Origin of the sequence: Streptomyces sp. NPDC056486, from assembly GCF_042795295.1 — a bacterium.
Lineage (GTDB): Bacteria > Actinomycetota > Actinomycetes > Streptomycetales > Streptomycetaceae > Streptomyces.
On sequence record NZ_JBHTSF010000070.1, the window covers coordinates 22,042 to 45,405 of the forward strand.

Genomic DNA, 23,364 nt, shown 5'->3' on the forward strand with positions numbered 1-23,364 from the left:
AACATCCAACCAGGCCGAAAACGTTCCCGCTCGTGGCTTTTCCTCGAAGTTTTTTCCGAGGCGGCTGTCTGCTGCCGGTTGGCGGCGAATGTGCCGTATTACGTCTCTAACGTGTCGTACGGTTTCGCGCTGTCTGTCAGGTCGGTCGTCCGCCGGCTGGGTTGCCGGTTGTTCATGAGGACGTGCCCGGAGCCTAAATGGTTCATGCCTGGAAGGGAACGTGACGTGCGCTTCACTCCATCGAGGGATCGAACAAGCGTACGGTGCTGGACTAGTGTGAGTTGAGACGAGGGTGGCGTTACAACGGCTCTACCAGGCCTCGGTACCCTCTGAGCGGCAACCGAAGCCGGGGCCTTACCCCAAAGGACCCCATTTGAAATTCAGCGAGGAGCGAACCGCGTGACCGCCGAGACGTCCGTGCCGTCCACAGCGTTGCTGACCGGAGCAGACCGGGACGGTTCCAACTACACCGCGCGGCACCTGCTCGTCCTGGAGGGGCTCGAGGCCGTTCGCAAGCGCCCGGGCATGTACATCGGGTCCACGGACAGCCGTGGCCTGCTGCACTGCCTCTGGGAGATCATCGACAACTCCGTCGATGAGGCCCTGGGCGGCTACTGCGACCACATCGAAGTAATCCTCCACGACGACGCCTCCGTAGAGGTCCGGGACAACGGCCGAGGCATCCCGGTGGATGTCGAGCCCAAGACCGGTCTCTCCGGAGTCGAGGTCGTCATGACGAAGCTCCACGCGGGCGGCAAGTTCGGCGGTGGCTCCTACGCTGCCTCCGGCGGCCTGCACGGTGTGGGTGCCTCCGTGGTGAATGCCCTGTCCGCGCGCCTCGACGTCGAGGTGGACCGCGCGGGGCACACCCACGCGATCAGCTTCCGTCGTGGCGTCCCCGGCGCCTTCGCCAAGCCCGGCCCCGATGCCGACTTCGACTCGTCGGCCACGCTGCGCAAGGCGAAGAAGATCCCCAAGAACCGCACCGGCACGCGCGTGCGCTACTGGGCCGACCGGCAGATCTTCCTCAAGGACGCCAAGCTCAACCTGGACACGCTGCACCAGCGTGCCCGGCAGACCGCCTTCCTGGTGCCGGGCCTGACGATCGTCGTGCGCGACGAGTACGGCCTCGGCGACGGCGGCACCAAGGGCGAGGAGTCCTTCCGCTTCGACGGCGGCATCAGCGAGTTCTGTGAGTACCTCGCCCAGGACAAGGCCGTCTGCGACATCCTTCGCCTCACCGGGCAGGGCAGTTTCAAGGAGACCGTCCCGGTCCTCGACGACCACGGGCAGATGACCCCCACCGAGGTCACCCGTGAGCTCACCGTGGACGTCGCCATGCGCTGGGGCACCGGTTACGACACGACGCTGCGGTCCTTCGTCAACATCATCGCCACCCCCAAGGGCGGCACCCATGTGTCGGGCTTCGAGCGCTCCCTGACCAAGACGATGAACGAGGCGCTGCGCACCCAGAAGGTGCTGCGTGTCGCCGAGGACGACATCGCCAAGGACGACGCCCTGGAGGGACTGACCGCGGTCGTCACGGTCCGTCTCGCCGAGCCGCAGTTCGAGGGCCAGACCAAGGAGGTGCTCGGCACTTCGGCGGCCAACCGCATCGTCGCCAACGTCATCGCCAAGGAGCTCAAGGCGTTCCTGACGTCCACCAAGCGCGATGCCAAGGCGCAGGCGCGCGCCGTGATGGAGAAGGCCGTCGCTGCGGCCCGCACGCGCATCGCGGCCCGTCAGCACAAGGACGCCCAGCGCCGGAAGACGGCCCTGGAATCCTCCTCGCTGCCCGCGAAGCTCGCCGACTGCCGCAGTGACGACGTGGAGCGCAGCGAGCTCTTCATCGTCGAGGGCGACTCGGCGCTCGGCACCGCAAAGCTGGCGCGGAACTCCGAGTTCCAGGCACTCCTGCCGATCCGCGGCAAGATTCTCAACGTTCAGAAGGCGTCCGTGACGGACATGCTGAAGAACGCCGAGTGCGGCGCGATCATCCAGGTCATAGGGGCAGGGTCCGGCCGGACCTTCGACATCGACGCGGCGCGCTACGGGAAGATCATTCTCCTCGTCGACGCCGACGTCGACGGTGCGCACATCCGGATTCTGCTGCTCACCCTCTTCCAGCGCTACATGCGCCCGATGGTGGAGGCGGGCCGGGTCTTCGCCGCCGTGCCGCCGCTGCACCGCATCGAGCTGGTGCAGCCGAAGAAGGGCCAGGACAAGTACGTCTACACGTACTCGGACAACGAGCTGCGCGAGACGCTTCTGGAGTACCAGCGCAAGGGAATCCGCTTCAAGGACTCCATCCAGCGCTACAAGGGCCTCGGCGAGATGGACGCGGACCAGCTCGCGGAGACCACCATGGACCCCCGCTACCGCACTCTGCGGCGGGTCAACATCGGCGATCTGGACGCCGCCGAGCAGGTCTTCGATCTGCTGATGGGCAACGACGTGGCGCCCCGCAAGGAGTTCATCACGAGCTCGGCGGCGACGCTGGACCGCTCGCGCATCGACGCGTAACGCTGCTCCGATGTCCTGACCAGGTCTTTTCCGTAGCGTCGAAGGCGTCGATCCTCCTCGGATCGGCTCCGCACTCTCTCGCTCCACGGAGGCCGTCATGTCTGGGCTCGCCAATGTCTTGGTGGTCTGCGCCGTCGTCGCGTTGGTGATCGTGCGCCAGTTCAAGGCGCAGCAGATCACCGCGGACAGGCGCTGGTGGGTCATACCCGCCGTGCTGGTCGTCATGGCCGTGCGCGAGCCCGATCTGCTGGATCCCCATCACCACGCGGCGTCCATCGCCCTGCTCGGTGCCGAGCTGCTGGTCGCTCTGGCCATGGGCTTCGGCTGGGCGCGGACCACGTATGTGTGGACAGCGCAGGACGGTGCGGTATGGGGCAAGGGGACCAAGGCCACCGCCCTCGTCTGGGGCGTCGGGATCGGGCTGCGGCTCGGCCTGTTCGGTCTCGGTGCGCTGCTGGGGGTGCGACAGGGCAGTGCCGCTCTGATGCTGGCCCTCGCTGCCACGCTGCTTGTGCGCAGCGGCATGCTGGTGCAGCGGGCCGGTCTGTTCCGCCCGGCGTACGGTGTTGCGGACGCGGCGTACGAGCCGATGCGGAAGGACCCCGTGTGATCTCGGACCGGTGGATGAGATGGCCCGCCCGGGAAGCGCTCACCCGGGGAGGGCAGAGCGTCGCCCGGCTGTGGTTCGTCAGGGTCCTGCGGGTGGCGATCGCCGGCGGCCTGCTGTGGAACGCGTTCCATCACGACAGGGGCTGGCGCCTGGTGGCCGGGGTCGGCCTGGTCGTGCTCTGCTGCGGGCTTGCCTGGGCGTTCTTCCGCACCTCCTTCGATCGTCGGTTGTGGCCCTCGGTCGCTCTGCTGCTCCTGCTGATGGGGGCCGGGTATGCCGCGCAGGCGGGCGACTGGAGTGTGCTGGCGCTCGTGCTCTGGTGCAGTACGGGGGTTCTGGCCCTGGAGCGGCTGCCGCTTCTGGCGGCCGCGGCCTGTGTGCCTGCGGCGATGATCGGGTTCGCGGTGTACAACAACGACAGCTGGCTCGTCACGAGCCTCATCGTCATCGGGCTCGCACTGGCCGGATACACCCTGCGGCTCGATGCCGACGCGCGAGGCAACGCCCAGCGACTGCTCGCCCAGGAGCGGGCCGCCCGCACGGCAGAGGCCGAGACGGCCGCGCTTGCCGAGCGGGCCCGCATCGCCCGGGAGATCCACGACGTGCTCGCGCACAGCCTCTCCGCACAGATGGTCCATCTGGAGGCGGCGCGTCTGCTGATCGAGGGGGATGCGACACGCGATCAGATACTCGAGCGCGTGGTGGCGGCGCGGTCCATGGCCCGGGAAGGGCTCGCGGAGACCCGGCAGGCGCTCTCCGCGCTGCGCGGCGAGATGACGCCCGTCGAGGACTTCCTTCACGAGCTGGTCGCCTCGGACAAGGCCGCGGTGTCCGTGACGGGCGCGCGGCGCGCTCTGCCCGCCGAGGCGTCACAGGCGGTGCGCCGCGTCGCGCAGGAGGCCCTGACGAACGTCCGCAAGCACGCGCCGGGCGCCACGGTGTTCGTGCGTCTGGCGTACGGGGAGGGTGAAGTGACGCTGGACGTCAAGGATTCGGGCGGGCCGCCGGGTGAACTCGCCGCGTCCGGAGCCGGGTACGGTCTGCTCGGTATGCGGGAGAGAGCCGAGCTGCTGGGCGGGTCCCTGACGGCCGGGCCGGGCGAGGAGGGCTTCATCGTGACGCTGAAGGTGCCCACATGACGACCCAGGGCGGCGCCAAGGCGCCGGCGCGGGTGATCGTGGTCGACGACCAGACCGTGGTGCGCGAGGGAATCGTGATGCTGCTGGGGCTGCTGCCCGGTATCGAGGTCGTCGGTTCCGGGGGCGACGGCGAGGAGGCTGTCCGGCTCGTCGCCGAACTCGCGCCGGATGTCGTCCTGATGGACCTGCGCATGCCCAGGGTCGACGGCGCGGAGGCCACCCGACGTATCCGTGCCGAGTACCCGGGGACGCAGGTCGTCGTGCTGACGACCTTCGCCGACGACGACTCGCTCTTCCCGGCGCTGAGAGCCGGTGCGCGTGGCTATCTCACCAAGGACGCCGGTGGGGACGAGATCGTGCGGGCCGTCGAAGACGTGCTCTCGGGCAACGGGGGGCTTTCGCCACAGATCCAACGGCGGTTGTTGGAGCGGCTCTCGGAGTCCGAGCAGCCCGCGCCCGCCGTGGAGCCGCCCGACGGTCTCACCACACGCGAGACCGAAGTGCTCGTCCTGATCGCCGAGGGAATGACGAACCAGGAGATCGCCCGCGAGATGCATGTCTCCACCGCGACGGTGAAGACACACATCAACAACCTCTTCGCCAAGACGGGACTCAAGGACCGTGCGCAGGCGGTCCGTTACGCCTACGGGCACGGACTCGCCAAGCCCCCGAGCGCCAGGTCCACCTGAGAGGGGTTTTGATGAGGTCCGTCACCTGATGGGGTGAAGTGAAGGGAGAGAAGAGTCAGGGATCTTCCCGTTCTGTCCATCCTTGGGCACGCAGCCGAACAAGGCTGCGGACAAGGAGAGTTCGGTGGAGAAGCACGACGGGCGCGATGCCGGGCAGGCGCGGACCGGTGATCCGAGGGATCCCTGGTACGACGCGCTTGCGTCGGGCTGGGGCGAGTTGGACGGCACGGGTGCTCCGGCGCCTGCCACGCCGCCCCGAACCGCGCCGGAGCGGAGCGCGAGTGCGGCCGACATCTATCTGGAGGTCCAGCGCAGTGCTGCCTTCCAGGAGGTGCGCGGCCGGTATCGGCGGTTCGTCATCCCTGGTGTGGCCGTCTTCTGCACCTGGTACGTCGCGTATGTCGTGACGGCGACGGCTGCGCCCGGGTTCATGGCGCGGCCTGTCACCGGATCGGTGAACGTCGCGATGCTCGCGGGCCTCGGGCAGTTCCTCACCACCTTCCTGCTGACCTGGGCGTATGCGCGGCATGCCCGGCTGAGGAGGGATCGCGAGGCGCTTGATCTGCGCTGGGCCGTGTTCGAGCAGAAGCGGGAGCAGGACCAGAAGCGGGTTCAGGCCCAGCGGGAACACGACCGGTGGAGCGATCTGGAGCCGGGCCGGGGGAGCGAGCGATGACCGGGGACCACCAGACGCTCGCACTCCTGCTGTTCGGCGTGTTCGTGGCCGTCACGCTCGCCATCACGACGTGGGTGAGCCGGAACCGACACGGCTCGGCGGAAGAGTTCTACGCGGGCGGGCGGCTCTTCTCGCCCATGGAGAACGGATTCGCCATCGCGGGCGACTACATGTCGGCCGCCTCCTTCCTCGGCATCTCCGGGCTGATCGCGCTCTTCGGGTACGACGGGCTGCTCTACTCGGTGGGCTTTCTCGTCGCCTGGCTTGTCGTGCTGTTCCTGGTGGCCGAACTGGTGCGCAACTGCGGCCGGTTCACGCTCGCCGATGTCGTCGCCGCCCGGATGAGGGAGCGGCCCGTGCGCATCGCGGCGGGAACTTCCTCGGTGACCGTGTCCGTTCTCTACCTGGTGGCGCAGATGGTGGGGGCGGGCTCACTGGTCGCGCTGCTGCTCGGCGGGACGAGCGAGGCCGCGCAGACCTGGACGGTGATCGGCGTCGGCGCGCTCATGGTCGTCTATGTGTCGTTGGGAGGGATGCGGGCCACCACCTGGATCCAGATCGTCAAAGCGGTGCTGCTGATGTGCGGCACGATCGCGCTGACCGTGCTCGTTCTGGTGCGTTTCCACGGCGACTTCGACCAGTTGCTGCGGACCGCGGCCGATCGCAGCGGACACGGCAGCCAGTTCCTCGCGCCCGGCTTGAAGTACGGCGGCGACTGGACATCACGCCTGGACTTCATCAGCCTCGGGCTCGCGCTCGTCCTCGGCACGGCCGGTCTTCCGCACATCCTCTCCCGCTTCTACACGGTGCCGACCGCGCGCGCCGCCCGTCGCTCCGTCGTCTGGTCCATCGGGCTCATCGGCAGCTTCTACCTGATGACGATCGTCCTTGGCTTCGGCGCCGCCGCGATCGTGGGACCCGATGCCGTACGAGGATCGAATGCCGCGGGGAACACGGCGGTTCCGCTCCTCGCGCTCGATCTCGGGGGCGGCGCGAACTCCACAGGCGGAACGGTTCTGTTCGCGATCGTCGCCGCGATCGCCTTCGCCACGATCCTCGCCGTCGTCGCCGGGATCACGCTCGCCTCCTCGGCGTCCGTGGCCCACGATCTGTACGCGTCGCTGCGGCGCAAGCATGCGAAGCCGCGCAGTGAGGTGGCGGTGGCGCGGCTTGCCGCGGCCGGGATCGGCGTGGTCGCGATCGGCCTGGGGCTGCTCGCCCGAGATCTCAACGTGGCGTTCCTGGTGGGCCTCGCCTTCGCGGTCGCCGCGTCCGCCAATCTGCCCGTGCTGCTCTATTCGCTGTTCTGGCGGAACTTCACCACACGGGGAGCGGTCTGGTCGGTCTACGGGGGCCTGCTGCCCTCCCTGGCGCTCGTCGTGCTGTCACCCGTGGTCTCCGGAGGGCCGGGCTCTCTCTTCCCGGGGGTGGACTTCCAGTACTTCCCACTGGAGAACCCGGGGCTCGTCTCCATTCCGCTGGGCTTCATCGCCGGATGGCTCGGCACCGTCACGTCGCCGGAGCCCGCGGACGAGGCCAAGCACGCGGAGACCGAGGTGCGGTCGCTCACCGGGGCGGGAGCGGTGTAGCTGTCCTCCATGAGCGCCCGGCTAGGAAGCGCTGGGCGCCCATTCGTAGCGGTGCTCCGGGCGGCCCGTATCGCCGTACTTGAGGCTGAGCCTGACCCGGCCCGAGCGCTCCAGGAGCTTCAGATAGCGCTGGGCCGTCTGGCGGCTCAGCCGGGTGCGGTCCGCCAACTCCTGGGCGGACAGCGGCCCCTCGGCGCCCATCAAGGCCCTGCGAACCAGCTCGGCCGTGGTGGGGGAGTGCCCTTTGGGCAGTTCCGGCGCCGGAGTCGCCGAGAGGGCGCCGAAGATCCGGTCGACCTCGGCCTGCTCGGCCTCGCCCCCGCCGTCCAGGGTGCGGCGCAGGGTCGCGTACGCGTCGAGCTTGGCCCGAAGTCCCGCGTAGGAGAACGGCTTGACCAGGTACTGCAGGGCGCCGTGACGCATCGCGGCCTGGACGGTGGCGACATCGCGCGCGGCCGTCACCATGATCACATCGGTCTGATGGCCGCGCTCACGCAACGTACGGACCACCGCGAGCCCCGTCTCGTCCGGCAGATAGTGGTCGAGGAGCACCAGGTCGACGGGGAGCTCCTCGACGAGCCGCAGCGCCTCGGCGGCGCTGTGTGCCTTCCCGGCCACCCGGAAGCCGGGAACCTTGGCCACGTAGGCGGCATTGACGTCCGCGACCCGAACGTCGTCGTCCACGACGAGCACCTCGATCATCGTGTCTCCTCCGTCGGGGCAAGGTCGGACTGGGCGAGCGCTTCGGGCAGCACGACGGTGAACTCGGCGCCCCCGTCGGGCGCGGCGCCGGCCCGTGCGCTGCCGCCCTGCCGCTCGGCGAGCCTGCGGACCAGGGCGAGCCCGATGCCGCGCTTGCCGTGAGCCGGAGGCTCCTTGGTGGACCAGCCCTCCGTGAAGATCGTCTCGCGCTGTTCGGACGGTACGCCAGGGCCCGTGTCGCGCACCTGTAGGACGACGGCGCGTCCCTCGGTGCGTACATCGACCTCCACGCGCGCGTGGAGGGTGCCCGCCGCCGCGTCGAGTGCGTTGTCGACGAGGTTGCCGACGATGGTGACCAGGCCGCCCGGATCGATCAGACGGTCGGGCAGCGCGGTGTCGCGCGGCACTGCGAGGACGACGCCTCGCTCAGCGGCGACCGTGGCCTTGCCCACCAGGAGCGCGGCGAGCAGCGGATCGCCGATCTTCTCCGTGATCTGCTCGGCGGTCACCCGGTGCGCGCCCGCCACCTCGCCGACGAACTCCGCGGCCTCCTCGTACATCTCGAGCTCCAGGAGGCCCAGCAGTGTGTGCATGCGGTTGGCGTGTTCGTGGTCCTGGGCGCGCAGTGCGTCGATGAGGCCGCGGGTGGAGTCCAGCTCGCGGCCGAGCTGCTCCAGTTCGGTGCGGTCGCGCAGGGTGGCGACGGCGCCTCCGTCGTCCGTGGGCATGAGGTTGGCGACCAGGACACGCTGGCCGCGGACGGTCAGGAGGTCGGTGCCCGTGACCCGTCCGGCGAGCACGTCGGTCGTACGGCCCGGGCCGAGCGCGGTGTCGACCGGTTGCCCGATGGCTTGTGCCCCGAGGCCCAGGAGCCGCTGGGCCTCGTCGTTGAGGAGGCGGATCCGGCCTGCGCGGTCCAGTGCGACGACGCCCTCGCGGATGCTGTGCAGCATGGCCTCGCGTTCCGCCAGGAGCGCCGAGATGTCGGAGAAGGCCAGGTCACGCGTCTGCCGCTGCACCCTGCGTGAGATCAGATAGGCGGCGAGCGCGCCGACGGCCAGCGCCCCGCCCGCGTACGCGAAAAGGCCGGGGATCGCGTGGATGAGGCGGGCACGGACGCTGTCGTACTCGATGCCGACGGAGACGGCACCCACGATGTCCCCGTCGATGTCCCGCAGCGGCACCTTGCCGCGCGCCGAGCGGCCCAGGGTGCCGTCGTCGATCTCCATGACCTCGTCCCCGGCGAGCGCGTCGCTGGGGTCGGTCGAGACGAGCTGTCCGATCTGGTCATGGTCGGTGTGGGACCAGCGAACGCCGTCCTTGTTCATGATCACGACGTACTCGGCGCCGCTGGCGCGCCGGATCCGTTCCGCGTCCCTCTGCACAGGGCCGTCGACGGTCGGCTTCGAAGAGCGCAGGTCCTCGGCGATCTGCGGCTGGGCGGCCGTGGTCTGCGCGATGGCGAGCGCGCGGCGCATCGCCTGGTCGTCCAGCTGATCGCTGAGCGGAGCAAGGAAGAGCCCCGTGGCGAGCACGGCGACCCCGGCGGCGATCGCCAGCTGCATCAGCAGGACCTGCGAGAAAACGCGCCGCGGCAGGCCGAGGCGGAGTCTTCGGGCAGGGGAGGTCGGGCTCATGTGTACGAACGGTACGGCGACCGGAGTGCTACTCCGAAGTCACTGTGGCGGGGATCTCCTGTACGGAGCCGTACGCGATCCGCCGCACCGCCACGACATCCATGCGCGCCGGGGCCGCCAGTGCCGCCCCGCAGCTCTCAGGGCGCGGCGGCAGCGAGGTCCCCTGGGCGACCGTCACGCGCCACCGGCGTCCGTCGGTGTGGGCCACCGTCACGTCCCAGCGTGGGGCCGTGCCGTCCGTGTGGACGACGCTCAGGGCCCCCGCAGCACTCTCGCCCGTCTCGGTGCGCACCGCGAGCTCGGCGGCCTGTCCCGGGCGATCCCAGGCGGAGCTGCCCCGGCAGCCTTCGGTGACGACGCGGCCCGTGCGCACCCCTTCGAGGATCTCCTTGACGGCGGCCTGTCCGGAGCGGCCGTACGCGTAGCCGAAGGGCAGGACCAGCAAGGTGGGGGAGAAGCGGTGACCACCCAGATGAGTGACTTCCCAGGCGCCTTGTTCACCGGACGCGGTGAGCTCGGCGGCGAGCGGCCTGCCGAGAAGGGCGCAGCAGCGGTCACGCTTGCCGTTCGTGCAGACGAGGGCGAGCGGGGCGCCCGTGTGCGGGGTGCCGAATCCGCCGTGGTCGCCCGCGCCGAGGGCCGTGAAGTCGAGGTCGAGCAACTCCTGTGGCCTGTCCGTGACGTGGCCGCGCAGCCAGGTGTTGCCAGGCATGGTGTGGGCCACGAACACCCGGCGGAGCGCCGGGGCGTGGCTGTCGGCGTGGCGTCCGGGGCGGCGGATGAGCGCGATGCGTACGCCGGTTCCCTCGGCGGCGGCCTCAAGGGCGCGGCCGACCTCCGGATCCAGGTGGCTCTCGGTGAGCGCTCTGGCGCCCCACGGGCCCGGCTGCTCAAGCAGCAGCCAGGTCCTGGCGGTGGCCGCGGTCCCCGCGAGAGGCTCGTCCAGATCCCGCGAAGCGGTGGCGCACTTACTCACAGAGGGGAGCCTAACCCCCGCCGCGTCTGTGGTGGTTCATCCGCCGTCGGGCACGGGCATCGGCTGGGGCGGGCGCAGCCCGACGTACTGCCCGCTGGGGCGCATGCGCAGCGGGCGTTCCTCGTACTCCTCAAGGGCATGGGCGATCCAGCCGGCCGTGCGTGCCACGGCGAAGATCGTCTCGCCTGCCTCGGCGGGCATCCCGGACGAGGCGGTCAGGACGGCCAGGGCCAGGTCGACATTGGCGTGCAGGTCGGTGTGGCGGGCCGTGGTGGCCACCACGTCGCGGGCCGCCGCCAGGGCGGGGCCGGTCTGGGGGATGACCTCCAGGAGGGCGAACAGGGCCTCCGCGCGCGGGTCTTCGCCGGGGTAGAGCCGGTGACCGAGGCCAGGGACGCGGCGGCCCGCGCGAAGTTCGTCGGCCACTACGGGGGCCGCGCTGCCCCGGTCCAGGACGTCCAGGAGCATGCGGTGCGCGAGGCCGCTTGCCGCGCCGTGCAGGGGGCCCTCCAGGACGCCGAGGCCGGCGGACACCGCCGCGTACGGGTGGGCGCGGGCGGAGGCGGCGACGCGGACGGCGAGCGTGGACGCGGCGAGGTCGTGGTCGACAAGGAGGGCGAGCGCGGTGTCCAGGGCGTGCAGGGAGGTGTCGTGCGGCTGCCTTCCCGTCAGCCGTGCCCAGAGCTGGTGGGCCAGGGGGCCGTCGTCCCGGTGAGTACGGCTGACCGGTGGCAGTGCGGTGACGAGGGTGGGGATGAGGGCGCGTGCGGTGCCGATGACGGCTTCTTCGGAGAGGTCGAAGCGCAGGGGGTCCGCTGCCGCGGCCGAGATGGCGGCCACGCGCAGGCGGTCGGTCGGGCCGCTGTGCTCGGGCAGCGCGTCGATGGCGCGGCGTGCGGCGCCGACGGTCTCCGCGGGGGCGGTGAAGCGGATGCCGGGGCGCATGACGCCGGTCCACAGCCACTCGGCGACCTCTTCGTACGAGTGCGTCAGGGCCAGGTCCATGGCGTCGACCCCGCGGTAGTAGTAGCGGTCCTTGCCGATGAGCGTGATGCGGGTGCGGACGGCGAGTTCGCTGCTCACGGAGGCGGCCGCGGGCTCCCGGCGGTTCTTGCGGGCGAGCGACTCGACCTCCTTGGCGTCGAAGGTGCTGCCCCGGGCGCCGGGGCCTCGGCGGCTGCTGAGCTGGCCGCGGCTCACGTAGGCGTACACGGTCTCCGGCTTCACGCCGAGCAGTTCGGCGGCTTCCCGGGTGCTCAGGCGACGGCTCTCGCGGGTGGCTGCCGACGCGGCGTGGCCCGATGTCTCGCTGTCCGTGCGGGTCACTTCTCGATCCGTCATGGGCGACACCGTATCCAGATTGACGTTATGTTGATTCAATCAATATTGACAAGGATTCAGTCAAGCATGGACAGTCAAATCAAGTCCAGGGAGGAAGTCGAGGAAAAACATGCCGATCAATGGCTCCACCACCACCCCCACCGCCCCCGTGGAGGTCCCCCGCGGGCTCGCGGGCGTCGTCGTGACCGAGACCCGGCTCGGAGACGTCAGGGGTTACGAGGGCTTCTACCACTACCGCCAGTACTCGGCCGTCGAGCTCGCGCAGACCCGCAGCTTCGAGGACGTCTGGCACCTGATGTTCCACGGCGCGTTGCCGGACGCCGAGCAGCGGACCGCTTTCGCCGCGCGGACCGCGAACCTGCGTCGGCTGCCCGACGATGTACGCGCCGCGCTGCCCGCCATAGCCCGCGCAAGCGCCCTGTCGGGGCCGCTCTCCGCACTGCGCACGGCACTGTCGCTCTTCGGTGCGGCGAAGGGCTTCCGCCCGGTGTACGACATAGACGAGGACCGGCGCCGCGACGACGCCCTCGCCGCGTCCGCCGTGGTGCCGACGCTGCTCACGGCCCTGTACCGGCTCGGCCAGGGACTCGACCCCGTCGAACCACGCGACGACCTGTCGTACGCGGCCAACTACCTCTACATGTTGACGGGTTCGGAGCCGGACCCCGATCGCGCGCGGGCGATCGAGCAGTACTTGATCTCAACCATTGATCACGGATTCAACGCGTCAACCTTCACGGCCAGGGTGATCACCTCGACCGGCGCGGATGTCGCGGCCTGCCTGGTGGGTGCCGTGGGTGCGCTGTCGGGTCCGTTGCACGGCGGGGCGCCGAGCCGCGCACTCGACACGCTCGATGCCATCGGCACGCCCGACCGCATCGACGACTGGATCCGCGAGCGGGTCCTCGCGGGGGACCGCATCATGGGCTTCGGCCACCCCGTCTACCGGACGGAGGACCCGCGTTCGCGGATGCTGCGGGGCATCGCCCAGCAATTCGGCGGCCGGATGGTGGAGTTCGCGGTCGAGGTCGAGCGTCAGGTCGAGGCGATCCTCGCCGAACTGAAGCCGGGGCGCGAGCTGCACACCAACGTGGAGTTCTACGCGGGCGTCGTCATGGAGCTGTGCGGCCTGCCGCGCGAGATGTTCACGCCTACGTTCGCGGCGGCGCGCGTGGTGGGCTGGGGCGCGAACATCCTGGAGCAGGCGGAGGACTCGAAGATCATTCGGCCTGCGGCGCGGTATGTGGGGGAGCGCGCGCCACAGGCGGTGCCGACGGCCCTCTAGACGGAGGTGGCGTGCGACTAGACGGGGGTGGCAGGTAAAACGGGCTCGGCCTCAAGAGAGGCCGAGCCCGTAATGCGTACGCCGAGTGACGTCAGGCGTCCGGGATGTCGCCCTTGGCGCGGACCAGCGTCTCGCGGCTCACGATCACGATGCGTTCATAGTCCGCCCGTGAGGCGTCCGGCGGTAGTTCCTTCTCGAGCGCCGCAGTTGCCTCTCTCCCGATGACAGCGAAGTTCCCGTCGCTGAGTTCAAACACGTCAGGGCACGACTGCCCCGATGCGCTGCCTCGCTGCTGGGGAGAGACGCCGATGCGCCGCACGATCTTCAACGGTATCCCTCTAAGAAGTTTGGTGGGCGGCGTTCTGGGGCAAGTCGCGCGCCCGCGATTGTGGGGTACAACGCGCGCGCCCACCTTAGGGACTGGAGATGCCCGAGACAAGCCGGGGCAACTCGGCATGCGACGTCATCGAAGGGTTCGACCAGCCTCAATCGAAGGGCTCAACCAGCCTTATTCGTCAGGGGGTTCACCGACGACCCACCATTCGTCGGTGTCCGCTTCCTCGAGATCCCGGATCAGCTTGTCCACCATTCGGCCCAGACGAGCCTCGTCCGAAGCATCCAGCAGGCTGGCCCGGTGTGGCCCGGTGGCCTTCCAGTAGCTTCGGAAGATCGGGTTCTGGCAGATCAGGCGCAGATGCCCGTGCACCTCTTCCCAGCTGAAGTTGCCGACGCGCCAGAACAGCAGCGCGTTGGTGTACACCGCGTTGGCGAACAGGTACTGCCGCAGGGTGCGGGCATCGAGAGGCATGTCGAAGGTGTCCAGGACCGCGGCCAGGTCGGGGTCGTCCATCGCCTTGCTGAGCATGTCGAACTGCAGCCGCTGCTGCGTGATCAAGTTGGCGTTGCGCTGGTGTTCGGACTGTTCTGTGCACGTGAGTCGCAGCCGCAGCGCCCCGTGCTTGCGTTGCTGAGCGGTCAGGGCCGTCAGAGCCCCGACGGCGAAAGCAAGGCCCGCAGTAGCAGCGGACCCCAACCCCCGTATCCCAAAATTCTGTGTGGCCATGTCAACCCCCGAATCGGCGACCGTCCGCCGGTCGTCGGATGCGGGTCGACAGGGTGAGGACCGGCGAGCGATGGGCGGCACGCTTGCCGCTTCCCAGGATGCCGAGCGGCTCTGATCGGCAGGGAGGCGGAGAGGCGGCGCACGGAAGGCAGCAGTGGTCGCGTGTCCCGACGCCGTGCCCGATGTGTGCCCCGCCTGCGCCGCTAACAATCGTTCACTTCGTGGCCCCTCTACGCGCTCGTATGCTGGGGCGGCAGTCGTTCGTTGTACGCGAGCCGGGCACGCGCCGGTGCGCGCTTCAGTGTGAAAGGGGTCGCACGTTGACTCAGCCGGATGCGCAGCCAGGTGCTCGGCCAGGTACGAGGCAGATCCCCGTAGTCGTCCTCACCGGCTTCCTGGGTTCCGGCAAGACGACGCTGCTCAATCATCTGCTCCACCGCAGCGGTGGCAGCCGGATCGGTGCGATCGTCAATGACTTCGGGTCCATCGAGATCGATGCCATGGCCGTCGCGGGGCAGCTCGGTGACTCCACCGTCTCGCTCGGCAACGGGTGCCTGTGCTGTGCCGTGGACGCCAGCGAGCTCGACGTGTATCTGGAGCGGCTTGCCCGGCCCTCCTCCCGGATCGACGTCATCGTCATCGAGGCCAGCGGGCTCGCCGAGCCGCAGGAGCTCCTGCGGATGGTGCTCGCCAGCGAGAACCCGCACATCGTGTACGGAGGGCTCGTCGAGGTCGTCGACGCCGCCGAGTTCGACTCCACCCGGCAGCGGCATCCCGAGGTCGACCGGCATCTGGGGATCGCCGATCTTGTCGTCGTCAACAAGGTCGACCGCGTCCCCGAAGCGGAGCGTGAGCGGATCCTCGGCGTCGTCCGGGGCTTCACCGATCGCGCGGCCGTGGTCGCGGCCTCGTACGGACGCGTCGACGTGGAGCTGCTCCTCGACCGGAAGCCGGTGGGGGAGCGGGTCGGGCAGCTGTCCTTCGACGACCTGCATCAGCATGAGGACGACAACCCGCATCAGCATGAGGACGGCGGGCGGGACGGGCACCACGATCACCTGCACTCCGCCTACGAAAGCCTCGCCTTCTCCTGCGAAGTACCCATGAGCCCCCGCCCGTTCATGGCCCTCCTCGACAGCCGGCCCGAAGGGCTCTACCGCATCAAGGGGTACGTCGACTTCGGCGCCGCCGACCCGCGCAACAAATACGCCGTGCACGCCGTGGGGCGGTTTCTGCGCTTCTACCCCGAGCCGTGGGCGCCGGGCGAGGCCCGCCTGACCCAGCTCGTCCTCATCGGGGCGTGCATCGACGTACCCGCTCTGGAGAAGGAGCTCGACGCATGTCGTGCGTACGCCCCGCACGCTGATGCCGACGAGCACAGCATGTGGGGCGTACTGCGGTACGTACAGGAACTCGATCCGGTGGAGTAAGCGGAGTAGGCGGAGCAGCAGTCGGCTACGCCGGGCCTGCCACCGCCGCCACCGGCTTCGCCAACGAGACCCCCGAGCCGTCGCGGCGCGGGTCGATCTCCGGCAGCTCCGCCGGCAGGCCACTGCGCTGGGCCGCGAGCGGCGGTGTCGGGCCCGCCCACGCGAAGCTCAGACAGTCCTCGCCCTTCAGGAAGCGCTGGACGCGCACGCCACCCGTGGCCCGGCCCTTGCGGGGGTACTGGTCGAACGGCGTCACCTTGGCCGTCGTCTGCACCGAGTCGTCGAGCGTGCCGCGCGAGCCCGCCACCGTGAAGACCACGGCGTCCACGGCCGGGTCCACCGCCACGAAGGAGATGACCTTGACGCCGTCCGCGAGCTTGATCCCCGTCATGCCGCCCGCGGCACGGCCCTGCGGGCGTACCTGCGCGGCTTGGTACCGCAGGAGCTGGGCGTCGTCCGTGATGAAGACCAGGTCCTCCTCACCCGTGCGCAGCTCGGCCGCGCCGACGATCCGGTCACCGTCCTTGAGGGTGATGACCTCCAACTCCTCCTTGTGGGAGGGATAGTCCGGGACCACGCGCTTGACCACGCCCTGTTGGGTGCCGAGGGCGAGGCCCGGTGAGGACTCGTCCAGGGTCATCAGGCAGATCAGGCTCTCGTCCCCCTCCAGGGAGAGCAGCTCCGAAACCGGCGCACCTCCGGAGATGTTGGGTGCCGCGTGCGTCTCCGGAAGTTGCGGGAGGTCGACCACGGAGAGGCGCAGCAGCCGTCCCTCGGACGTCACCGCGCCCACCTCGCCCCGCGCGGTCGCGGGGACGGCGGAGACGATCACGTCGTGCTTGACGCGCTTGGTGTCGCTCTCGGCGAACGGCTCACCATTGGCCGTACGGGCCAGGAGGCCGGTCGATGAGAGGAGCACGCGGCACGGGTCGTCCGCCACCTGCAGCGAGACCGTGGGCGCCGGGGTGCTCGCCGACTCCAGGAGGACCGTGCGCCGGTCAGTGCCGAACTTCTTGGCCACGGCGGCCAGTTCGGCGGAGACCAGCTTGCGCAGCTCCGCGTCCGACTCCAGGATCCGGGTCAGCTCGTCGATCTCGGCCTTGAGCTTGTCGCGCTCGGACTCCAGCTCGATACGGTCGAACTTGGTCAGGCGGCGCAGCGGCGTGTCCAGGATGTACTGCGTCTGGATCTCGCTCAGCGAGAAGCGCTCCATCAGGCGCTCCTTGGCCTGTGCGGAGTTGTCGCTGGAGCGGATGAGCCGGATGACCTCGTCGATGTCCAAAAGGGCGACAAGGAGCCCCTCGACCAGGTGCAGCCTCGCCTGCTTCTTGCTGCGGCGGAACTCGCTGCGGCGGCGCACGACGTTGAAGCGGTGGTCGAGATAGACCTCGAGGAGTTCCTTGAGGCCGAGCGTGAGGGGCTGGCCGTCCACCAGGGCCACGTTGTTGATGCCGAAGGACTCCTCCATCGGCGTCAGTTTGTAGAGCTGCTCCAGGACGGCCTCAGGGACGAAGCCGTTCTTGATCTCGATGACCAGACGCAGGCCGTGCGAGCGGTCCGTGAGGTCCTTGACGTCGGCGATGCCCTGGAGCTTCTTCGAGCCGACCAGGTCCTTGATCTTCGAGATGACCTTCTCGGGTCCTACGGAGAAGGGCAGTTCCGTCACGACCAGGCCCTTGCGGCGGGCCGTCACGTTCTCGACGGCCACCGTCGCGCGGATCTTGAAGGTGCCGCGCCCTGATTCGTACGCGTCCCTGACCCCGGAGAGGCCGACGATGCGGCCACCCGTGGGCAGGTCCGGGCCCGGCACGAAACGCATCAGCGTCTCCAGGTCGGCCCCGGGGTGCTTGATCAGGTGGCGGGCGGCGGCGATGACCTCGCCGAGGTTGTGCGGCGGCATGTTCGTCGCCATGCCGACGGCGATGCCCGACGAGCCGTTGACCAGAAGGTTCGGATAGGCCGCAGGGAGGGTGACCGGCTCCTGCTCCTGGCCGTCGTAGTTCGACTCGAAATCGACGGTGTTCTCTTCGATCGACTCCGTCATCAGAGACGTCGCGTCGGCCATCTTGCACTCGGTGTACCGCATGGCGGCCGGCGGGTCGTCGTTGCCGAGCGAGCCGAAGTTGCCGTGCCCGTCCACCAGGGGCAGGCGCATGGAGAAGGGCTGGGCCATGCGCACCAGGGCGTCGTAGATCGACGCGTCGCCGTGCGGGTGCAACTTACCCATGACCTCGCCCACGACACGGGCGCACTTCACATAGCCGCGGTCGGGGCGCAGGCCCATCTCGTTCATCTGATACACGATCCTGCGGTGCACCGGCTTCATGCCGTCGCGGGCGTCCGGCAGGGCGCGCGAGTAGATGACCGAATACGCGTACTCGAGGAAGGAGCCCTGCATCTCGTCGACGACGTCGATGTCGAGGATCTTCTCCTCGAACGACTCGTCGGGCTGCGGGGTCTTCGTGCTGCGGCGGGCCATCGCTGCTGCGGCTCCTTCACGGTGTCTGCCAGGGCATCAACGGGATCTGACGCCGACCATTGTGCTCTGTCCCACTGACAACGCCGACCACGACCCGGACTTCGACCGCGACTACGCCGAGCGCGGAGCGGGAACTTCACCGGTTGTCAGCACGCTTGCATACAGTGGCACGACTGGCAGAATTTCCAGCTTTTCGCGATCGAAGGGACGTACATGCCCATGGGTCACACGGCCACAGCCGAGGCCGGCTCCGGCGGCCTGACAGCGACCGAGCACCGGCTGGCCAACGGCCTGCGCGTGGTGCTCTCCGAGGACCACCTGACCCCGGTCGCCGCGGTCTGCCTCTGGTACGACGTCGGCTCGCGCCACGAGGTCAAGGGGCGTACGGGCCTCGCTCACCTCTTCGAGCACCTGATGTTCCAGGGCTCGAAGCAGGTGCACGGCAACGGCCACTTCGAGCTGGTGCAGGGTGCGGGCGGGTCGCTCAACGGCACCACGAGCTTCGAACGCACCAACTATTTCGAGACCATGCCCACACACCAGCTCGAGCTGGCCCTGTGGCTGGAAGCCGACCGGATGGGCTCGCTGCTCTCCGCGCTCGACGAAGAATCCATGGAGAACCAGCGGGACGTCGTCAAGAACGAGCGCCGCCAGCGCTACGACAACGTTCCCTACGGCACGGCGTTCGAGAAGCTGACCGCCCTCTCGTACCCCGAGGGCCACCCCTACCACCACACCCCGATCGGCTCCATGGCCGACCTGGACGCGGCGACGCTGGAGGACGCGCGGAACTTCTTCCGTACGTACTACGCGCCCAACAACGCCGTCCTGTCGGTCGTCGGCGACATCGACCCGGAGCAGACCCTCGCCTGGGTCGAGCAGTACTTCGGGTCCATCCCCTCGAACGACGCCAAGCAGCCGCCGCGCGACGGCTCGCTGCCCGACACGATCGGCGAGGAGCTGCGCGAGGTCGTCGAGGAAGAGGTACCGGCCCGCGCCCTGATGGCCGCCTACCGCCTCCCGGAGGACGGCACGCGCGCGTGCGACGCGGCCGACCTGGCGCTCACTGTCCTGGGCAGCGGCGAGTCGTCGCGGCTCTACAACCGCCTGGTGCGCCGCGACCGCACCGCGGTGGCGGCCGGGTTCGGCCTGCTGCGCCTCGCCGGGGCCCCCTCGCTCGGCTGGCTCGACGTGAAGACGTCCGGCGACGTCGAGGTCCCCGTCATCGAGGCCGCCGTCGACGAGGAGCTCGCCCGCTTCGCGGAAGAGGGCCCCACCGACGAGGAGATGGAGCGCGCCCAGGCACAGCTGGAGCGCGAGTGGCTCGACCGGCTCTCCACCGTGGCAGGACGCGCGGACGAACTGTGCCGGTACGCCGTCCTGTTCGGAGACCCGCAGCTCGCCCTGACCGCCGTCGGGCGCGTCCTGGACGTCACCGCCGAAGAGGTCAAGGCGGCCGCAGCGGCCCGCCTGCGCCCCGACAACCGCGCGGTGCTCGTGTACGAGCCCACAGCGGCCCCTGAGGGCGCCGAAGCCACCGACGAGGACGAAGAGGAGGCGGCGAAGTGACCGAGGCCGCGACGATGCAGTTCCACCCACAGCCCCAGGCAGGCACCGCACGGCCGTGGGCCTTCCCCGCGCCCGAGCGAGCCACCCTGGACAACGGCCTCACCGTGCTGCGCTGCCACCGCCCCGGCCAGCAGGTCGTCGCCGTGGAGATCCACCTCGAGGCGCCGCTCGACGCCGAGCCCGCGGGCCTCGACGGCGTCGCCACGATCATGGCGAGGGCATTCAACGAAGGCACCGACAAACACTCCGCCGAGGACTTCGCCGCGGAACTCGACCGCTGCGGCGCCAGCATGGACGCGCACGCCGACCACCCCGGCGTCCGCGTCTCCCTCGAAGTGCCGGTCTCCCGCCTCCCGAAGGCGCTCGGCCTGCTCTCCGACGCCCTGCGCGCCCCCGCCTTCGCGGACAGCGAGATCGAACGCCTCGTACGCAACCGCCTGGACGAGATCCCGCACGAGGCCGCCAACCCGGGTCGTCGCGCCGCCAAGGAGCTCTCCCGGCAGCTGTTCCCGGCGACGTCGCGCATGTCGCGCCCCCGCCAGGGCACCGAGGAGACGGTCACGGCCATCGACTCGGCGGCGGTGCGTGCCTTCTACGAGAAGCACGTGCGTCCCGCCACGGCGACCGCCGTCGTCGTCGGCGACCTGACCGGCGTCGACCTGGACGCCGTCCTCGCCGACACCATCGGCTCCTGGACGGGCGGCACGGCCGAGCCGCGCCCGGTGCCCCCGGTGACCGCCGACGACACCGGCCGTGTCGTCATCGTGGACCGCCCCGGCGCCGTCCAGACGCAGCTGCTCATCGGCCGCGTGGGACCGGACCGGCACGACCGCGTGTGGCCCGCGCAGGTGCTCGGCACGTACTGCCTCGGCGGCACCCTCACCTCGCGCCTCGACCGCGTCCTGCGCGAGGAGAAGGGATACACCTACGGCGTACGGTCGTTCGCCCAGGTCCTGCGTTCCGCGCCGGACGGCACCGGTGCCGCGATGCTGGCCATCAGCGGCTCGGTGGACACCGAGTCCACAGGACCGGCGCTCGACGACCTGTGGAAGGTGCTGCGCACCCTCGCCGCCGACGGCCTCACGGACGCCGAGCGCGACGTCGCCGTGCAGAACCTGGTGGGCGTGGCCCCGCTCAAGTACGAGATGGCGGCGTCCGTCGCGGCCACCCTCGCCGATCAGGTCGAGCAGCACCTTCCGGACGACTTCCAGGCGCAGTTGTACCGCCAGTTGGCCGCGACCGGCACCGTGGAGGCCACCGCCGCCGTGGTGAGCGCCTTCCCGCAGGACCGCCTGGTGACGGTGCTCGTCGGTGACGCCGCACAGATCGAGGAGCCCGTCAGGGCGCTCGGCATCGGTGAAGTGAGTGTGGTCACGGGCTGAGTGACAGTCAGGACATATCGGGACCCCGGTGGCTGGAATTTGCTACCGGGGTCCTCATATGTCCGAATTAGTATGGAGGTTACGTGTCTGCCCTGTGGCGTGCGCTACAAAAACTCTGATCCGTTTGTCGTTTGAAAGACGCCCCGCTTAGCGTCGGTCCGGCTGTTCGTCATGCAGTACGCCGCACCCGCGGCACCGGACAGTCATCGCCGAGTCCCCGTACGGCGCGAGCCAGGGGAGCCGGGGACCCACATGTCCCCTTGGGGTGAATCGGGAACCTTGCCGTGAGGCGAGGGACTCGTAGGAGACCTTCCTGCTCCGAACCCGTCAGCTAACCCGGTAGGCGAGAAGGAAGGAAAGGATCAGCCGCTTCATGGCGTTCACCCGTGCCACCGGGAAGCACCGTCGCCCGAGCCGCCTCACGCGTACGACCGCGAACGTGGCGGGCGTCGCAGCCCTCACCACCACCGGTGTCATAGGAGGCCTGGCCGCTCCGGCCCTCGCCGCCGACGACGCCGTGGCCCTCGAGCACACCGGCCTCACCCAGGCGGTCTCCGTCGGCGACTCGCTCGCCCAGAGCATCGACGCGCAGGCCGCTGCCCAGCAGCAGGCCGCCGACGACGCGGCAGCGGCCAAGAAGGCCGAAGAAGCCGCCAAGAAGAAGGCCGAAGAGGCCAAGCGCAAGGCCGAGGCCGAGGCGAAGGCCAAGGCCAAGAAGGAGCGCGAGGCCAAGGAGCGTGCTGCTCGCGAGGCCGAGCGCAAGCGCCTGAACAGCTACGTCTCCCCGATCACCGGCTCGTCCGTCTCCACGGGCTACCAGACCGGCGGCGGCATGTGGTCCTCCGGCAGCCACACCGGCATCGACTTCCACGCCGCGTCCGGCACCACGGTCCACGCGGTCGGCTCCGGCACCGTCGTCGAGGCCGGCTGGGGCGGTGCCTACGGCAACAACGTGGTCATCAAGATGAACGACGGCACGTACACCCAGTACGGCCACATGTCGTCCCTCGGCGTCACCGTCGGCCAGGCGGTCACTCCGGGCCAGCAGATCGGCCTCTCGGGCTCCACCGGCAACTCCAGCGGCCCGCACCTCCACTTCGAGGCCCGCACCGGCGAGGACTACGGCACGGACATCGACCCGGTCGCGTACCTCCGCGCGCACGACGTCGGCGTCTGATCCCTGACCCCGGACCGTCGCACGAAGCGCATCTGATCCACCGAAAGCCCCGGCTCGTCGAGAGCCGGGGCTTTCGCGGTACCCGAGTGCCCCCGAACCGCACCCGTGCCGCCTTTGGCCAAAATATATCCATGGATTTCGGCCCGCCATCGGAAATTCAGCCGCCCTGCAATAGGGTCACTGAAAAGGCGTCGATCGACCGCGTTTCGCGGGGATTAAGGCGGAGGTCAGGTCATGCGCATTCCCGCGCACTCGGTATGCACGGCCATCCGGGACGACATCGTCTCCGGTGTCTACGAACGGGGTGGCCGGCTCACCGAGGAACTGCTCGCACGCCGCTATGGAGTCTCCCGCGTCCCCGTGCGCGAGGCCCTGCGCACCCTGGAGGCCGAGGGCTTCGTCGTCACGCGCAGACATGCGGGCGCGTGCGTCGCGGAGCCCACCGAGCAGGAGGCGGCCGACCTCCTGGAGATACGCATGCTCCTGGAGCCCCTTGGTGCGGCCCGCGCCGCACAGCGCCGCACGGATGCGCACCTGAAGGTCCTGCGTGGCCTCGTCAGGCTCGGCCAGGACCGTTCGAGGCGCGGTCAGAGCGAGGATCTGCGCTCGTTGGGCGGCTGGTTCCACGAGACGCTCGCCCAGTCGTCCGGCAGCCCGGGCCTCACGGCTCTGCTCACCCAGCTCCGGCACAAGATCGCCTGGATGTACGTCGTCGAGACGTCGGCCGCCCCCGCGGAGTCCTGGGCGGAGCACGCCGCGATCGTCGACGCGGTCGCTCGCGGGGACGCGGAACGGGCCAGGTCGCTCGCCGCGGCCCACGCGGAACGGTCGACGGACGCGCACCGGCTGCGCTTTCCCCCGCAGGGGCACCGGGCCGCCGTCCGTGATCGTGTGAGGGATTCGCAACATGCCGTAAACAGGGTGGGCCTCCGGCATTAACAGAGGCGCCGTATACAAAGAAGTGCTATTCGGTGGGGTCTATTTCGGCTGCCCGAATTCACTGTATTCAGCGCGCGACGCCGATATTCGGCAGGCGGAAGCGGCAGAAGAATCGGAAGTGGAAGCAGAAACGCCGAAGGGCCCGCCCTGTTTCGGGC

19 protein-coding genes and 1 riboswitch are annotated in these 23,364 nt (G+C 69.5%); of the genes, 12 read left to right on the plus strand and 7 right to left on the minus strand.

The genetic code is table 11. The features are described from left to right. Positions 1-399: 399 nt before the first annotated feature. From ACFQ7F_RS25490 to ACFQ7F_RS25515, 6 genes are all read left to right on the plus strand, one after another. Complete coding sequence (locus ACFQ7F_RS25490; protein ID WP_383274320.1) at positions 400-2,523, plus strand: type IIA DNA topoisomerase subunit B; 2,124 nt, start codon at positions 400-402, stop codon at positions 2,521-2,523. Positions 2,524-2,620: 97 nt separating this feature from the next. Then, positions 2,621-3,133 (plus strand): DUF1453 domain-containing protein, encoded by a 513-nt coding sequence (locus tag ACFQ7F_RS25495; RefSeq protein WP_383274323.1) that lies wholly within the window; start codon positions 2,621-2,623, stop codon positions 3,131-3,133. Further along, positions 3,130-4,272 carry a sensor histidine kinase gene (locus ACFQ7F_RS25500; protein WP_383274326.1) on the plus strand — a complete coding sequence of 381 codons (1,143 nt, stop codon included), beginning with the start codon at positions 3,130-3,132 and terminating at the stop codon, positions 4,270-4,272. The genes ACFQ7F_RS25495 and ACFQ7F_RS25500 overlap by 4 nt, the downstream gene beginning before the upstream one ends. After that, entirely contained in the window at positions 4,269-4,961 is a 693-nt protein-coding gene (locus ACFQ7F_RS25505) for a response regulator (protein ID WP_383274329.1), read from the plus strand. The genes ACFQ7F_RS25500 and ACFQ7F_RS25505 overlap by 4 nt, the downstream gene beginning before the upstream one ends. Positions 4,962-5,085: 124 nt before the next feature. Next, positions 5,086-5,637, plus strand: a complete 552-nt coding sequence (locus tag ACFQ7F_RS25510) for a DUF485 domain-containing protein (RefSeq protein ID WP_383274332.1) — start codon at positions 5,086-5,088, stop codon at positions 5,635-5,637. Continuing rightward, positions 5,634-7,226, plus strand: coding sequence for a cation acetate symporter (locus ACFQ7F_RS25515; RefSeq protein ID WP_383274335.1), 1,593 nt, complete (start codon positions 5,634-5,636; stop codon positions 7,224-7,226). Before ACFQ7F_RS25510 ends, ACFQ7F_RS25515 begins: the two co-directional genes overlap by 4 nt. 21 nt (positions 7,227-7,247) lie before the next feature. Here the strand turns inward: ACFQ7F_RS25515 and ACFQ7F_RS25520 are convergent, their stop codons facing one another. The 4 genes from ACFQ7F_RS25520 to ACFQ7F_RS25535 are packed head-to-tail and all read right to left on the minus strand — an operon-like array spanning position 7,248 to position 11,882. Next, on the minus strand, positions 7,248-7,928 hold the full coding sequence (locus tag ACFQ7F_RS25520) for a response regulator (protein WP_383274338.1): 681 nt from the start codon (positions 7,926-7,928) through the stop codon (positions 7,248-7,250). Further along, positions 7,925-9,565, minus strand: coding sequence for an ATP-binding protein (locus ACFQ7F_RS25525; protein ID WP_383274341.1), 1,641 nt, complete (start codon positions 9,563-9,565; stop codon positions 7,925-7,927). The genes ACFQ7F_RS25520 and ACFQ7F_RS25525 overlap by 4 nt, the downstream gene beginning before the upstream one ends. A 28-nt stretch (positions 9,566-9,593) precedes the next feature. Next, complete coding sequence (locus ACFQ7F_RS25530; RefSeq protein WP_383274344.1) at positions 9,594-10,541, minus strand: sucrase ferredoxin; 948 nt, start codon at positions 10,539-10,541, stop codon at positions 9,594-9,596. A 36-nt stretch (positions 10,542-10,577) separates the two neighbouring features. Beyond that, positions 10,578-11,882: a citrate synthase family protein gene (locus tag ACFQ7F_RS25535; RefSeq protein ID WP_383274347.1), complete on the minus strand. Its 1,305-nt coding sequence runs from the start codon at positions 11,880-11,882 to the stop codon at positions 10,578-10,580. Between the two features lie 109 nt (positions 11,883-11,991). Here ACFQ7F_RS25535 and ACFQ7F_RS25540 point away from each other — a divergent pair, with 109 nt between their 5' ends. Then, entirely contained in the window at positions 11,992-13,167 is a 1,176-nt protein-coding gene (locus ACFQ7F_RS25540; RefSeq protein WP_383274350.1) for a citrate synthase/methylcitrate synthase, read from the plus strand. A 91-nt stretch (positions 13,168-13,258) separates the two neighbouring features. Here ACFQ7F_RS25540 and ACFQ7F_RS25545 read toward each other — a convergent pair whose 3' ends face one another. Both ACFQ7F_RS25545 and ACFQ7F_RS25550 read right to left on the minus strand, forming a co-directional pair. Next, positions 13,259-13,495, minus strand: a complete 237-nt coding sequence (locus tag ACFQ7F_RS25545; RefSeq protein WP_383274353.1) for a hypothetical protein — start codon at positions 13,493-13,495, stop codon at positions 13,259-13,261. A 180-nt stretch (positions 13,496-13,675) separates the two neighbouring features. Further along, a complete protein-coding gene (locus tag ACFQ7F_RS25550) occupies positions 13,676-14,230 on the minus strand; it encodes a DUF6082 family protein (protein WP_383274356.1) in 555 nt (184 codons plus the stop codon). A 320-nt stretch (positions 14,231-14,550) separates the two neighbouring features. Here ACFQ7F_RS25550 and ACFQ7F_RS25555 point away from each other — a divergent pair, with 320 nt between their 5' ends. Next, positions 14,551-15,660, plus strand: a complete 1,110-nt coding sequence (locus tag ACFQ7F_RS25555; protein WP_383274359.1) for a CobW family GTP-binding protein — start codon at positions 14,551-14,553, stop codon at positions 15,658-15,660. 25 nt (positions 15,661-15,685) lie between these two features. Here the strand turns inward: ACFQ7F_RS25555 and ACFQ7F_RS25560 are convergent, their stop codons facing one another. Continuing rightward, positions 15,686-18,139, minus strand: coding sequence for a DNA topoisomerase (ATP-hydrolyzing) subunit A (locus tag ACFQ7F_RS25560; protein ID WP_383274362.1), 2,454 nt, complete (start codon positions 18,137-18,139; stop codon positions 15,686-15,688). A 219-nt stretch (positions 18,140-18,358) separates the two neighbouring features. On the opposite strand from ACFQ7F_RS25560, the gene ACFQ7F_RS25565 reads away from it, so the two are divergent. From ACFQ7F_RS25565 to ACFQ7F_RS25580, 4 genes are all read left to right on the plus strand, one after another. Further along, positions 18,359-19,708, plus strand: a complete 1,350-nt coding sequence (locus ACFQ7F_RS25565; RefSeq protein ID WP_383274374.1) for a M16 family metallopeptidase — start codon at positions 18,359-18,361, stop codon at positions 19,706-19,708. After that, the gene (locus ACFQ7F_RS25570; RefSeq protein WP_383274365.1) at positions 19,705-21,090 is read left to right on the plus strand and encodes a M16 family metallopeptidase; all 1,386 of its coding nucleotides are present in this window, start codon (positions 19,705-19,707) and stop codon (positions 21,088-21,090) included. The genes ACFQ7F_RS25565 and ACFQ7F_RS25570 overlap by 4 nt, the downstream gene beginning before the upstream one ends. Before the next feature lie 197 nt (positions 21,091-21,287). Next, positions 21,288-21,451, plus strand: a riboswitch (cyclic di-AMP (ydaO/yuaA leader). A 12-nt stretch (positions 21,452-21,463) separates the two neighbouring features. Further along, positions 21,464-22,267 carry a M23 family metallopeptidase gene (locus ACFQ7F_RS25575; protein WP_383274368.1) on the plus strand — a complete coding sequence of 268 codons (804 nt, stop codon included), beginning with the start codon at positions 21,464-21,466 and terminating at the stop codon, positions 22,265-22,267. Between the two features lie 234 nt (positions 22,268-22,501). Beyond that, positions 22,502-23,206 (plus strand): GntR family transcriptional regulator, encoded by a 705-nt coding sequence (locus ACFQ7F_RS25580; protein WP_383274371.1) that lies wholly within the window; start codon positions 22,502-22,504, stop codon positions 23,204-23,206. Positions 23,207-23,364: the final 158 nt, after the last annotated feature.

Bases quoted from the DNA above. Each gene is read 5' to 3' on its own strand.
- ACFQ7F_RS25495 (WP_383274323.1), top strand. From the start codon at position 2,621: ATGTCTGGGCTCGCCAATGTCTTGGTGGTCTGCGCCGTCGTCGCGTTG.
- ACFQ7F_RS25505 (WP_383274329.1), top strand. From the start codon at position 4,269: ATGACGACCCAGGGCGGCGCCAAGGCGCCGGCGCGGGTGATCGTGGTC.
- ACFQ7F_RS25515 (WP_383274335.1), top strand. From the start codon at position 5,634: ATGACCGGGGACCACCAGACGCTCGCACTCCTGCTGTTCGGCGTGTTC.
- ACFQ7F_RS25520 (WP_383274338.1), bottom strand. From the start codon at position 7,928: ATGATCGAGGTGCTCGTCGTGGACGACGACGTTCGGGTCGCGGACGTC.
- ACFQ7F_RS25525 (WP_383274341.1), bottom strand. From the start codon at position 9,565: ATGAGCCCGACCTCCCCTGCCCGAAGACTCCGCCTCGGCCTGCCGCGG.
- ACFQ7F_RS25535 (WP_383274347.1), bottom strand. From the start codon at position 11,882: ATGACGGATCGAGAAGTGACCCGCACGGACAGCGAGACATCGGGCCAC.
- ACFQ7F_RS25540 (WP_383274350.1), top strand. From the start codon at position 11,992: ATGCCGATCAATGGCTCCACCACCACCCCCACCGCCCCCGTGGAGGTC.
- ACFQ7F_RS25550 (WP_383274356.1), bottom strand. From the start codon at position 14,230: ATGGCCACACAGAATTTTGGGATACGGGGGTTGGGGTCCGCTGCTACT.
- ACFQ7F_RS25560 (WP_383274362.1), bottom strand. From the start codon at position 18,139: ATGGCCCGCCGCAGCACGAAGACCCCGCAGCCCGACGAGTCGTTCGAG.
- ACFQ7F_RS25565 (WP_383274374.1), top strand. From the start codon at position 18,359: ATGGGTCACACGGCCACAGCCGAGGCCGGCTCCGGCGGCCTGACAGCG.
- ACFQ7F_RS25575 (WP_383274368.1), top strand. From the start codon at position 21,464: ATGGCGTTCACCCGTGCCACCGGGAAGCACCGTCGCCCGAGCCGCCTC.
- ACFQ7F_RS25580 (WP_383274371.1), top strand. From the start codon at position 22,502: ATGCGCATTCCCGCGCACTCGGTATGCACGGCCATCCGGGACGACATC.